The organism is Synechococcus sp. PCC 6312, assembly GCF_000316685.1.
Classification (GTDB): Bacteria; Cyanobacteriota; Cyanobacteriia; order Thermosynechococcales; family Thermosynechococcaceae; genus Pseudocalidococcus.
The window spans coordinates 2,995,690-3,008,590 of record NC_019680.1 but is presented as its reverse complement, the minus strand read 5'-3'; the positions used below and the strand labels follow the sequence as shown (position 1 = coordinate 3,008,590).

The window sequence follows — 12,901 nt, the reverse complement described above, 5'->3', positions numbered from 1 at the left end:
GGGAAATTTATTTCTTTTTACCAGGGGTTGGGGCCGGGGGCGCAGGGGGAGAGACTTTTTCTTTGAACAATTTGCCAGCCGAAAAAGCTGGAACTTTAGTGGCCGGAATTTCCATTTTTTCACCCGTTTTGGGATTGCGTCCTTCCCGTGCTTTGCGCTCCCGGGGTTCAAAGGCCCCAAAGCCAACCAGGGTTACTTTATCGCCATCGGCTACGGCATCCATAATCACATCAACGGCGGCCGAGATGACAACTTCCGCCTGTTTTTTTGTGACATTTGCCTTATCTGCAACTGCATCAACTAACTCGGCCTTGTTCATAGACTTCTCCAATTAAATGTTAAGGGGGTCTGAAGCAACTCTGGTCAGCCGTGGAACATTTTCGGGGCTGAATAATCCAATGCCTCATTCTAGAACAGAAAAATAGCATCTGGATCGGGAAAACCATTAACTTATATGGATTTCAGCCCTTTTTTATCCAGATTTTGCCCCCAAACCCGCATTCTTTCGTTACAAAGCCGCTTTAACGCCTATCAACTAAGGATTCTGGCAGGACAGAGAATATTCAAATTCCCCTATGTTCCCTGGATATAGATGGGTTTTACTGTTACCTGCTGGTGGATATTAATCAGGACGGAAACTTATTGATAGTAGAGAATATTTCCCCCTATACTCTTAAAAAGTGAGCCGGGGCCTGGAAAATCATTAAACTTTTTTCAGGATTACGGAGCATGAAATTATTTAAGATAAGTTATAAAGATCGAATCAGTTATTTTTGAAAGTCTAGTCTGGGAGAACGTTGCGCCAATGTTTAACTCGAGTGCGGTTACTGGAAATACAGGTTTCGGCAACCGGATATTCCGTTACGAAGTTGTCGGCCTCCGCCAAAGCAGTGAAAGCGATAAATCCGATTATGCAATTCGGCGCAGTGGCAGTGTTTTTTATAACGTCCCCTATGCCCGCATGAATCAGTTCATGCAAGAAATCTCCCGCTTAGGGGGCAAGATCATCAGTATTCTGCCCATCACTGCGGAAACTGCTGCCCAGGCCACTGTCTCTCCCGTCACCCCCATCGTTGAAGCCGCCACACCTGCCCCAGAACCTACCGCCAAAAAAGCAAAAGCGGATGTTCCCGTCAACACCTATCGCCCCAATAATCCGCTCATCAGCAAGGTCATCTCAAGCGAAGAACTGGTGCGGGAAGGGGGAGAAGGGACGGTCAAGCACATTATGTTTGATCTCGAAGGCAGTGAACTCACCTATGTGGAAGGCCAAAGCATTGGGATTATCCCGGCCGGTACGGATGATAAAGGCAAACCCCACAAACTCCGCCTTTACTCCATTGCCTCCACTCGTCACGGGGATCGGGTTGATGATAAAACCATTTCCCTCTGTGTTCGCCAATTAGAGTACAAGAATAAGGAAACAGGCGAGAAGGTTTATGGAGTCTGTTCCTCCTACCTGAATAAACTCCAACCCGGAGATGAGGTGAAAGTCACGGGGCCTGTGGGCAAAGAAATGCTCCTGCCTGATGATCCGACTGCGACGATCATCATGATGGGAACTGGGACGGGGATTGCCCCATTCCGAGCTTATCTTTGGCGGATGTTTAAAGAAAATAACCCAGATTATCAATTCAAGGGCTTGGCCTGGTTATTCTTTGGTGTAGCCTATACTCCCAACATCCTCTACAAAGAAGAGTTAGAGGAAATTCAAGCGAAATACCCCGATAATTTCCGCCTCACCTATGCCATCAGCCGAGAACAGAAAACAGCAGACGGGGGTAAAATGTACATCCAAGGCCGGATTGCCGAACACGCGGACGAACTCTGGAATCTGATTCAACAGAAAAATACCCACGTCTATATGTGTGGTCTCAAGGGGATGGAACCAGGAATTGATGAAGCCATGACCCAAGCCGCAGCTAAAAATGGGGTGGATTGGACTGACTTCCTAAAAGGTACCCTCAAAAAAGAAGGACGTTGGCACGTTGAAACCTACTAGGGCCTGGGACTCAAACTCAAGCTCGTCTAATTACTAACCCCGCAGTAATGGTGGGAGATTCTGAGATGTCATGATCTCAGGGCTTTCCTACCATTTTTCTTGAAATCACAACCTAAAAACCTAAAAATATTGTTTTACAGATGATGAAGACCAGCCAAAATCTGCCATTTACCCCTAAGATAGAGCGTTATTAGGGCGGTGTTTATCTTGACACTGGGACAATTTTAAGTTTAAGTAACGGTGAATTTGTTTACAGATCAAAGTTATACGCCACAACCAATCAGCAATGACGGTGGTAGGGAGCTAGGAATAATTCGTGGAAAATGCAGCCAAAATCAAAGTAATTGGAGTCGGTGGTGGTGGTGGAAATGCCGTAAACCGGATGATTAGTAGCCAGGTTGCCGGTGTCGAATTTTGGTCTGTTAATACCGATGCCCAGGCCCTGTCCCAATCCTTAGCCCATCAATGTTTACAACTGGGCAATAAGCTGACCCGTGGCCTGGGAGCCGGGGGGAATCCTTCCATTGGACAAAAAGCAGCTGAAGAATCTCGAGAAGACCTAGCCAATGCCCTCAAAGATGCCGATCTAATCTTTATTACCTGTGGCATGGGAGGGGGAACTGGGACTGGAGCAGCGCCTGTAGTGGCCGAAGTGGCCAAAGAGCAGGGAGCCTTAACCGTAGCAGTGGTGACACGTCCTTTTACGTTTGAGGGTCGCCGCCGGGGTCAACAGGCTGAAGAAGGAATCGAAGCTCTCCAAAGTCGCGTTGATACTTTAATTGTCATTCCCAACGATAAGATTCTCTCGGTGATCTCGGAGCAAACCACCGTCCAAGAAGCATTTCAAGTGGCCGATGATGTTTTACGGCAAGGGGTACAGGGTATTTCAGACATTATTAACCTGCCCGGCCTGATTAATGTGGACTTTGCCGATGTCCGAGCGGTGATGGCCGATGCGGGTTCCGCCATGATGGGTATTGGGGTTGCCTCGGGTAAGTCTCGGGCCAGGGAAGCTGCCATTACGGCCATTTCCTCGCCGCTCTTGGAATCCTCTATCGAAGGAGCCAGAGGAATTGTCCTCAACGTCCGGGGTGGGGTTGACTTGACACTCCATGAGGTCAATGCCGCTGCTGAAGTAATCTATGAAGTGGTGGATGTAGATGCCAATATTATCTTTGGGGCAGTTGTCGATGATTCCCTCCAAGGGGAAATTAAGGTAACGGTGATTGCGACGGGGTTTTCGGGGGGGATTGAGCCCAAAACTATCAATAAGCAAAAAAATATCCGTCCCATTTCCGCAACGGTGACTAACCCATCTCCCCCCAATATTTCCCTGTCAGCTACAGATACCAACAAGCCTAAGCTAGACATTCCTGATTTCCTCCAAAAACGCCGTTCCCAGCCCTGAGGGCATAAATCCGGTAGTCTAGGAAATACCATGGAAAAATCCATGGCAACCGCTTGAGTTCACTACTGTTTGATTGGGTCAGATCACCCATGCCTCTTTCTACATCTGTGTTGCAGGAACTCCTCCAGGCCCAGCCCCACTTGCGGCCGCAGATGTACTTCAAGTCCTCCTTGACGGCCCTCTCCCACGCGATGGAAGACCAGGTGTTAGCGGGGCAGGACGCGCCAGTAATCATTGCTAGCTTTCAGCGAGAACGATTCTATCGCCAAGAAGCTCATCGGTATTTGCGCATTGCCAGTAAATCGGATCAAGTTTATGTCCTAGCCGCTCCGGAAACCGAGTTTACTAATTGTTCTGATCATTATGAAACTGTTGCCTTTGATCCTGCTGATGCCCTTAGTCAAGAATGGCATTTGGTGGCTCTTAGTCGGGATTATGCCGCTTGTTTAATCTGTCGGGAAATCCCTCTCTCGCCCCAGGCCCTCGCGGATACCCAGCAACTCCACCTCGACCAGGCCCGCCGCTTTGAAGGGATTTGGACTTTTGAGCGTCAAACGACTGCTGTTGCGGCCCAAATTCTCTTAGAGCGGATCCAGCACTATTGCCCCCATCTGAAAAAGAAGCTGAAACAAGGGTTAGCGCGGGTGGGGGATCATCTGACCCAGAGCAGTCATGGCAGCGATCCAGCTCCCTTTGCGGATCGTCTAGTCACCTATCTCCAGGCCGGCCAGTACAAGCAGAATAAGGCCTATAAACAAATTTCGATTCAAGAACGCAAAGAACGCCTGATTAACTCCATTACGGCTGCGATTCGCTGTTCTCTGGATCCAGAGCAGATCCTCGCAGTTGCAGTGACGGAATTGGGCCGGGCCGTGGGCTGTCAACGCTGCTTAATTTACCGCTGTAAAGCCAGTGATTTAAGTACCCGTTTGTACCACGAATATATCCTCTCCTCCGCTAGCTCCCTGCGTGCCCATACCTGGCCCCTACAACAAAATCCCCTGTTTCAAACGTTAGTCAGTAGCCAGCGTCCTGTGACCGTGGAGTCCGTTCCTAGCGATCCCCGTCTGCTAGAGCGTAGCCAATACCATGACCTGCTCCAATCCCATCAGATTCAAGCCCTACTCTTAGCTCCAGTCCTGTACCAAGGGCGGTTGTTGGGGGTGGTGGAATTACATCGGCAGGAGAGCAGGGCCTGGGCGGAAACAGATGTCGATTTGGTGGAAGCCATCGCAACTCAGGTGGGTGTGGCTCTGATTCAAGCGGAATCCTACGCCGACTTGGAAGACCTCAACAGCCAATTAGAAGCCCTTGACCGAACCCGCAGTAATTTAATTGCCATTACCGGCCATGAACTGCGAACCCCTCTATCTACCATTCAAGTGTGCCTAGAAAGTTTGGCCAGTGAGCCGGATATGCCCCTAGAATTGCGCCAGGTCATGCTCTCTACCGCCTTGAACGATGCGGAACGGATGCGGAAACTCATCCAGGATTTTCTCACCCTCTCCCAATTGGAAAGTGGCCGCGTTCAGTGGCATCCTGAGCCGATTCCGATGCAGGAAATTGTTGATTTGGCGTTGACCAGTTTGCGCACCCCCAAAGAAGAACTCCCAGAGATTGTCACGGTCTTGCCGGAGGAGTTGCCCCTTGTCCGAGCCGATGGGGAATGGTTGGTGGAGGTGCTCTCGAAGCTTTTAGATAATGCCTGTAAGTTTACAGAACAAACGGGGGAAATTCGGATTGCTGCCCAGCCCCAGGCCCCAGGAATGTTGGAAATTACGGTCACGGATACGGGGCGTGGGATTGAACCGGATCGCTTGGAGGCAGTTTTTGATCGCTTTTATCAGGAGGAGGGAGCTTTAAGACGTTCAGCCGGGGGAACAGGCCTGGGTCTCGCTATTTGTCGGCAAGTGATTACGAACCTCGGCGGGACAATTTGGGCGGAATCAGCCGGACGGGATCAAGGGAGTTCCTTTCATTTCACGATTCCGATTGCTGACTTTACCAACACTTCCACGGCCTCTTAGGGTAGGTGCTTGTTTAAACCTCGACTAGACAGGGACTCCTCAGGATTGCCGGGAGGTCGCGAATCAGTCAATATGCCCGGAATCAAGCTGACTCAGTGGGTTGGGTAGCGTGGTGATGATCAACGTCAAATGTCCGAATTGAGGCTAAAACTCGGCACTACCTGGAAAGCGAGGAAAGGGAATCACATCCCGAATATTATCCATCCCGGTCATAAACTGCACCAATCGCTCAAAGCCCAGGCCAAAGCCCGCGTGCGGCACAGTTCCATAGCGGCGTAAATCTAAGTACCACCAATAGGTTTGTGGGTCTAACCCCTGGGCCTGGATGCGTTGGGTGAGAATGTCGAGGCGTTCTTCCCGTTGAGAACCACCAATAATCTCTCCAATCTTGGGCGCAAGAATATCCATCGCCCGCACGGTTTGTCCATCCTCACTAAGGCGCATATAAAAGGCTTTAATCTTAGCGGGATAGTCCGTGACAATGACTGGCTTTTTGAAATAGTCCTCGGCTAAATATCGCTCATGTTCCGATTGCAAATCCAGGCCCCACTCGACCGGAAACTCAAACACCCGCCCACATTTCTCTAAGAGTGCCACCGCTTCCGTATAGGTAATCCGGGCAAATTCATTGTTGATAATTTGGTCAGCCGTCTCTAACACGGTCTTGTCAATCCGGTCTTGGAAAAACTGCATATCCTCTGGGCAATGGTCAAGCACATAGCGAAAAATAAACTTGAGAAAATCCTCTGCTAAGTCCATATCCCCGTCCAGATCACAAAAGGCCATCTCCGGCTCCACCATCCAAAATTCGGCTAAATGGCGGGAGGTATTGGAGTTTTCAGCCCGAAAGGTTGGCCCAAAGGTATAGACATTACTAAAGGCCATCGCCATAATTTCGGCTTCCAACTGCCCACTAACGGTGAGATAGGCTGGCCGTTCAAAAAAATCTTGACTAAAATCTATATTTCCACTGGGGAGCTTGGGCAGGTTTTGTAAATTGAGGCTGGTGACCGCAAACATTTCCCCGGCCCCTTCACAATCACTGGCGGTAATGATCGGTGTATGGACCCAGAGAAACCCCCGCGCTTGGAAAAACTGATGAATCGCCGTTGCACAGGCATTTCTAACCCGAAACATGGCCCCCAAGGTATTGGTGCGTCCGCGTAAATGCCCCAAGGTGCGAAGAAACTCAAAGCTGTGGCGTTTTTTCTGGAGGGGATAGGTAGTCGGATCTGCTTCACCCCACAGTGTCAGGGCCTGGGCCTGGAGTTCAATGCGTTGGTTCTTCCCTTGAGATGCGACTAGTACCCCTTCACAGGACACCGCAGCCCCGGTATTAACTTGTTTGATGAGAGCTTCATAGTTCGGAAGGGTCGGGGTTAGCACCACTTGTAGGCCAGATAAAGAAGAGCCATCGTTAACTTCCAGAAAGGCAAAGTCTTTTAACTCTCGCTTCGTCCGCACCCAGCCCTCTACGCAGACAGCATCTCCAGGTTGGCCAATGGCTAAAAGGGATTTAATCCGAGACATAGGGTGTTCATATTCCAAGGGCTACTCTTCAATTTTAGGGCATCAGAACAATATTTTCTGGACAAGAGATTCTGCCAATGGTTAAACAAGTAGCTGCCTATGAACAATGAGCATCGTCACGAGCCTTATGAAGGGGGTGTGAATAAAACCGGCCAGAGATTTGAACTTATGGGGCTTGGGTAGGTGAGTTTTCCAGGCCGGGCTGCGGTTGCTGAGAATGGATATAGAGTCCTATCCCTGTCACTAGGGCTAACACAACCACAACAGCCGCCACAGTTCGCTGTAAACCTAGCCGTTGGGCCGGATCCAAGCCATGTTCGTGAACCGTTGCCTTCAAGGTGTTGCTCTCTGGGGCAGCTTTTTCTGTCACCAACTGTCCCGTAGTTTCCCCAACCAGACTACCCGGCTCAGAATTTTTGATCGGGCCTGCCACCAAAGGCTGAAACTCAACATCCTTGGTGCGTTTATTTAATTCCTGAGCCAGTTGTTCCCCGGAAAACTCTGTACCAACCAAGGTTTCTTTCGGACTAAGGGTTTGGGATTTGATGCTTTGGTAGGCGATGGATTCCAAATAGCTACTAAACTCATTTTCAGCCATGGCCACAGTCAAATAAGCTGCCTTAATTTTCCGCCCAAATAGAATCGTATCCCCATGATTTAATTGCTCACTCAGACAGCGCTTACCATTAATGAATGTGCCATTGGTGCTAGGTTTACCATCGGCATTGCCATCTACTAGGCGATAACGGTATTGATTCGTGCCAGGAACTGGAACCCGGAGCAAGATGGCATGTTGTCGGGATACGGTGTCAAAGTCTAAAACAATGGCGTTGGTTAAATCTCGACCCACGGAATAGGCAGCCGCTTCTAGGGCAATGGCCTGGCGACCTTGCAAACCATTAATAATCAGAACATGGCGTTCGTCTTGATCTTTATTCATTGATGCTTCTTCCCCGCAATGTCCAGGCCAGAATCTATAAAGTCCCCTGGCAGCTAACCTCATTACCCCTACTCTCGGCTATGAAAATAGGGCATGGCGGTGATCTTGATCACTGAGTTAATAATTGTTACCAGGTTGAGGGAGAAATTGCCCCCCTAGACCGAACATAAGGAACGTGAATAAGCACAAAGAATTGCTATCAAGCAGGGTACTTCAGGGTAGGATAACATTCAATAGTTTTCTATTTGGCTGACTAGCCCCTGCCCTCCTAAGCCGACCTTGATGTTGCCAGTGGTCTGGCTCGATTCACCCTGTTAATTCCAGACTCATCAGGATGATCACTTTATCATCTCTGGTTGTGAAAACAGTCCTGGCTTCAGTCATCACAAAATAGCCCAGTGAGCTACCACAATGTTTGGTAATGAACAACGAGCCTTTGCCCAACTCTCGCCACGGGATCAGGCTGTTTTCAAGAAAATTAAATCCTATTCTCAATTAACTCTCAAGACAGAGCAGTTAGAGTTTTTTCTTGAGTTACTGCAAGTCGATCCCCATCAAGTTATTCTCAAATATCTCGCTCGGGAAGTAGATGCCCAAACTGCGTTTAATCTCACTCTTTGGATGATTGATCAGGAGATTGTTACCCTAGACTGGCTCTATGACATGATCTATCAAATTTCCACTCACCCAATTCAAATTAATTTGGATATTCGAGATCTCTACCCCAGCGGGAAAAGAATGGAATTGATGGATTTTTCCATGATTTTGGGACAAACAGAACTGTTCCTAAAGTCTATTCGATTTGAGGAGTTAAATCTTAAAAAATTCATCCAAGGCCTGGAACCCTCCGTGGCAGTTAGTTTACAGACTTGGTTACTAAGTTATGGCAAAATTACGGCTGTTGAACTGACCTACTTGGAAGATATTCTCAGCCGGATGAAGCAAAAGCAAACAGAAACGCCAGCACCAGAGCCAGAACCCCTCATCGCGGCCGAAGCAGCAGTTCAGTCTGCCTTGGAGCCGACTAATCCATTTCAAGAAAAAACCTTAGAGGATGTTTTTATTGAGTTAAACCTGCAACAAGGGGGCAGTGAAACGGAAATTGTTCCCCGTGTGCTTGACCGAATTATTTTCCGGAAAATTCGAGATGCTGAAACGGGTAAAGATCGGGTCATTTATCGGCCAACCTTTCAAGTCATTCGCTATGTTTCTGATGGCACTCATCATCAAGAGCTACCGATGCCTGTCAAAAGCGCCAAGGCCTGGCCACCAGGAATATATCTCATCCAGAACGATAAAGACTACATTCAACTCATGCGCTTACCGGGCAATGATTTTTATGAAGTTTTTCCTGAAGGACCAGATCCCTTCCTACGGGCCATGACCATTGAGCGGATGGTGAAGGAGGGACAGGGAAAGTAGGCCACCCCAGTTATATCTGCCGGAATGGACGATTTCAAGCCCTAGAATAGGAAAGGATTAATTTTTGTCACGACACTGAACTAAGACAGGTCTTTTTTTACATTTTGGAGATTGATGTGACTACTAATTTGCCCGAGGATCAGTCCCCCGACAGCCTAGAGCCTGCTGTGGATAGTCCCGCTCCCCAACCTCCCCCCCCAGATAGTTATGTGAAGTTGGCCATGCGGAATATGGTGAAAAAATCTGGAACATCCCTGAAGCACTTTGCCCTAACAACCATTGGCTTATTGGGTGTTTTGATTGGCCTGGCCTATTTGACGCGCTAATGAATATCCGTTCAATTTCGCCGCGGGTAGAACTCTGTCTGCAAGTTGGGGACACCCTCAATGTTGAGCCAGAAATTATTAACTCAGACCAATGGCAGGCCTGGTTTCAGCGATGGTCAGAGTTGTTGATGCCTGAGTCTGGAGACTATGAGTTAACCCTGCGGCTGACGGATGATGCTGAAATTCAGGCCTTAAATACCCAGTATCGCAAGATTGATCGACCAACTGATGTATTAGCTTTTGCTGCTTCAGAGGTAGAATTCCCTGTCTTTGATGAGCCAACCGAACCGGTCTATCTCGGGGATATTGTTATTTCTCTGACAACCGCAACCCAGCAAGCCCAGGCCCAGGGCCATGAATTATTAACCGAACTGGCCTGGTTAGCCTCCCACGGCTTTTTACACCTTCTGGGCTGGGATCATCCTGATGCAGACAGTTTGACCACCATGATTAGCGAACAAAAAAAGTGTCTTGAGGGTATCGGCTTAGGGTTGGGGCCTGGTTCAGAGTTTTGAAATTTAACCCATAAAAAATAGCCACTCCCGTAAGAATGACTATTGCCAAGATAATTTAGTTCAGCTTGCCTGTAACCCGAACCTGACTTAAGGAACCCAGGCCCTGGAGTTAAACCCTCTTACTTTTTGGTAATCCGCGGGGGTTCCCGGAAGAAAATTGCAAAGAAGAATAAGCCAATGATGCAGGCAAAAATAAAGACGTAAGCAATGCTTTCCATAGTTAAACTCGCTGGTGAGGATTAAATAGGTTCTTTGCGGCGGGTGCTGACATCTCCCAGTTTTTGGTAGAAGCCCCATTCCACTTGTTCGGCAGAAAGTTCTGGATCAATCCCGGAGAAGACATCCCGGAACAGTGTCCGTGCTCCATGCCAAATGTGACCAAAGAAAAAGAGCAACGCAAAGACCGCATGACCGAAGGTAAACCAACCCCGCGGACTGGTGCGGAAAATCCCATCAGAGTTGAGGGTTTCTTGGTCAAATTCAAAGGCCTCACCCAACTGGGCCCGGCGAGCGGCTTTTTTCACCGTGTTGGCATCACTGAAGGTTTGTCCACTCAATGCACCACCGTAGTAGCTAACCGTGACACCTTGCTGCTCAAAGCTATATTTTGACTCAGCCCGTCGGAAAGGAATGTCAGCTTTAACCACGCCATCTTTATCGGTCAAAATCACCGGGAAGTTTTCAAAGAAGTTCGGCATCCGGCGGACATAGAGTTCTTCACCCGCTTTGTTACGGAAGACAGGATGACCATCCCAACCCCGCGCAATGCCATCGCCACTATTCATGGCTCCAACCCGGAACAGACCCCCTTTGGCAGGGTTATTCCCGATGTAGTCATAGAAGGCTAACTTTTCGGGAATGGCAGACCAGGCCTGGGCTTCCGTTGCCCCATTGGCCAAAGAGGTTTGCACCCGGCGGTTAATTTCCTGTTGGAAGTAAGAGCTATCCCACTGGTAGCGAGTCGGCCCAAACAGTTCAATCGGCGTTGCGGCACTGCCATACCACATGGTTCCCGCGACGACAAAGGCCGCAAAGAAGACGGCGGCAATACTACTCGAGAGAACGGTTTCAATATTCCCCATCCGCAAGGCTTTGTAGAGGCGTTGGGGCGGGCGGACAATCAAGTGGAATAACCCAGCAATAATCCCAACAATCCCGGCGGCAATGTGGTGGGCAACAATTCCCCCTGGATTAAAGGGGTTAAAGCCTTCAGGCCCCCAGGCCGGGGCAACGGGTTGAATACTTCCGGTCAAACCGTAGGGATCCGAAACCCACATCCCAGGCCCGAACAATCCTGTTAAGTGAAAAGCACCAAAGCTGAAACAGAGTAAACCAGACAAAAACAAGTGAATCCCAAACATTTTTGGCAAGTCGAGGGCTGGCTCTCCCGTGCGAGGGTCGCGGAAGAGTTCCAAATCCCAATAGACCCAGTGCCAACAAGCCGCCAGGAACAGCAAGCCCGAAAGGACAATATGGGCAATAGCAACCCCTTCATAGCTCCAGAAACCAGGGTTAAGGCCGGTTTCGCCCGTAATACTCCAACCTGCCCAAGATCCAGACACACCCAAACGAGTCATGAAGGGCAGAACAAACATCCCTTGCCGCCACATGGGGTTGAGGATAGGATCACTTGGATCAAAAATGGCTAATTCGTATAAAGCCATCGAGCCGGCCCAACCTGCAACGAGGGCTGTATGCATCAGGTGGGTGGCAATTAACCGGCCTGGATCATTGATCAGCACCGTATGAACGCGATACCAGGGTAGTCCCATTGACTACAGGCCTCCTATACAAAACTTAAGGGTTTGCATGATGAATTTTTATTATCTACCAGCAATTTTCAGCAATCAAGACTCATTCGGGACTGCTATCACAGGTCAGACGCAACAGGCCGGGCCGGAGCTATCCAATCCACTCATCGCTCTTGAAACAAGAGGTACGGGGAACTGTGCATTTGCTCTAACGCTGAGTTAGCTGTCAACCTAACCGCAATATAGCCAATACCCAAGGAGTTTTCTGCCAGAATGAGAATGTATAAAGAAGTGTAACTAGCATTAGACCCTATGGCAAGTACGATTGAGGATGTCCGTGTGACCAATATTACGTTTGTTAAAGAAGGCAAAGAAGTTGTCGCCGCTACTGGGGCAAATCTGCGTTTACGAGCCTTAGAAGCGGGGATCGATCTTTACACTTTGAAAGGTAAGTTAATGAATTGTAATGGTTATGGACAATGTGGGACTTGCATTGTGGAAATTGTCGAGGGCATGGAAAATCTCTCGGAGCGTACCCCGGTGGAAAACCGCAAGCTCAAGAAAAAACCAGAGTCCTTTCGTCTTGCTTGTCAAACCAAAGTGAATGGCCCGGTGACTGTCAAAACCAAGCCCTAGAAGTGTTACCGTATTTAGCAGGTCTGGGTTGATGCCTAGTATTTTGTGGAAATTAAAGTTACTCAGGGAGGTTTTTGGCAATGGAAGTTAATGATTTAGGCCTGGTTGCGACTGCCTTGTTCGTCCTCGTACCGACAGTGTTTTTGATTATTCTCTTTGTGCAAACCGAGGCCCAGCAAAAAAACTAGGGATTTTCAGAGTCCTAACCTGAGTCCTCTAGGTATGATCATGCTTGGAAAATCTGGTTTAACCCTCTGGGTATCTCATAAAAATAAATTTAGGTTAAATTCCCTTTGCTTTGGAGTTGATTCACTCTTACTTCACTGAGGCTAAGGGATATTTTT

Annotated in this window: 13 protein-coding genes; 8 read left to right on the top strand and 5 right to left on the bottom strand. The window is 48.7% G+C overall.

Features of this window, described 5'->3' with window-relative positions; all coding sequences use genetic code 11:
• Positions 1–7: 7 nt before the first annotated feature.
• Positions 8–319, bottom strand: a complete 312-nt coding sequence (locus SYN6312_RS14625) for an HU family DNA-binding protein (protein WP_015125674.1) — start codon at positions 317–319, stop codon at positions 8–10.
• A 486-nt stretch (positions 320–805) separates the two neighbouring features.
• Here SYN6312_RS14625 and petH point away from each other — a divergent pair, with 486 nt between their 5' ends.
• The 3 genes from petH (at position 806) to SYN6312_RS14610 (ending at position 5,437) form a co-directional block, all read left to right on the top strand.
• Positions 806–2,002, top strand: a complete 1,197-nt coding sequence (petH, locus tag SYN6312_RS14620; protein ID WP_015125673.1) for a ferredoxin--NADP reductase — start codon at positions 806–808, stop codon at positions 2,000–2,002.
• 316 nt (positions 2,003–2,318) lie between these two features.
• On the top strand, positions 2,319–3,410 hold the full coding sequence (gene ftsZ / locus SYN6312_RS14615) for a cell division protein FtsZ (RefSeq protein ID WP_015125672.1): 1,092 nt from the start codon (positions 2,319–2,321) through the stop codon (positions 3,408–3,410).
• Positions 3,411–3,499: 89 nt separating this feature from the next.
• Positions 3,500–5,437, top strand: a complete 1,938-nt coding sequence (locus SYN6312_RS14610; RefSeq protein WP_015125671.1) for a DICT sensory domain-containing protein — start codon at positions 3,500–3,502, stop codon at positions 5,435–5,437.
• A 144-nt stretch (positions 5,438–5,581) separates the two neighbouring features.
• Here SYN6312_RS14610 and asnS read toward each other — a convergent pair whose 3' ends face one another.
• Entirely contained in the window at positions 5,582–6,967 is a 1,386-nt protein-coding gene (gene asnS / locus SYN6312_RS14605; protein WP_041430884.1) for an asparagine--tRNA ligase, read from the bottom strand.
• Between the two features lie 166 nt (positions 6,968–7,133).
• Positions 7,134–7,907 carry an FHA domain-containing protein gene (locus SYN6312_RS14600; RefSeq protein ID WP_015125669.1) on the bottom strand — a complete coding sequence of 258 codons (774 nt, stop codon included), beginning with the start codon at positions 7,905–7,907 and terminating at the stop codon, positions 7,134–7,136.
• A 411-nt stretch (positions 7,908–8,318) separates the two neighbouring features.
• Between SYN6312_RS14600 and SYN6312_RS14595 the strand changes: the two genes are divergently transcribed.
• The 3 genes from SYN6312_RS14595 (at position 8,319) to ybeY (ending at position 10,170) form a co-directional block, all read left to right on the top strand.
• Complete coding sequence (locus SYN6312_RS14595; RefSeq protein WP_015125668.1) at positions 8,319–9,329, top strand: hypothetical protein; 1,011 nt, start codon at positions 8,319–8,321, stop codon at positions 9,327–9,329.
• A 167-nt stretch (positions 9,330–9,496) separates the two neighbouring features.
• Entirely contained in the window at positions 9,497–9,655 is a 159-nt protein-coding gene (locus tag SYN6312_RS14590; RefSeq protein WP_156805062.1) for a DUF3285 domain-containing protein, read from the top strand.
• Positions 9,655–10,170 (top strand): rRNA maturation RNase YbeY, encoded by a 516-nt coding sequence (gene ybeY / locus SYN6312_RS14585; protein ID WP_015125666.1) that lies wholly within the window; start codon positions 9,655–9,657, stop codon positions 10,168–10,170. Before SYN6312_RS14590 ends, ybeY begins: the two co-directional genes overlap by 1 nt.
• 119 nt (positions 10,171–10,289) lie before the next feature.
• On the opposite strand, the gene SYN6312_RS19130 is transcribed toward ybeY, so the two are convergent.
• Complete coding sequence (locus tag SYN6312_RS19130) at positions 10,290–10,388, bottom strand: photosystem II reaction center protein T (RefSeq protein WP_015125665.1); 99 nt, start codon at positions 10,386–10,388, stop codon at positions 10,290–10,292.
• Between the two features lie 21 nt (positions 10,389–10,409).
• Positions 10,410–11,942, bottom strand: a complete 1,533-nt coding sequence (psbB, locus tag SYN6312_RS14580) for a photosystem II chlorophyll-binding protein CP47 (RefSeq protein ID WP_015125664.1) — start codon at positions 11,940–11,942, stop codon at positions 10,410–10,412.
• A gap of 291 nt (positions 11,943–12,233) precedes the next feature.
• Between psbB and SYN6312_RS14575 the strand changes: the two genes are divergently transcribed.
• Positions 12,234–12,557, top strand: a complete 324-nt coding sequence (locus tag SYN6312_RS14575; protein ID WP_015125663.1) for a 2Fe-2S iron-sulfur cluster-binding protein — start codon at positions 12,234–12,236, stop codon at positions 12,555–12,557.
• Between the two features lie 80 nt (positions 12,558–12,637).
• A complete protein-coding gene (gene psbM, locus SYN6312_RS14570; RefSeq protein WP_015125662.1) occupies positions 12,638–12,745 on the top strand; it encodes a photosystem II reaction center protein PsbM in 108 nt (35 codons plus the stop codon).
• The last annotated feature ends 156 nt before the right edge of the window (positions 12,746–12,901 follow it).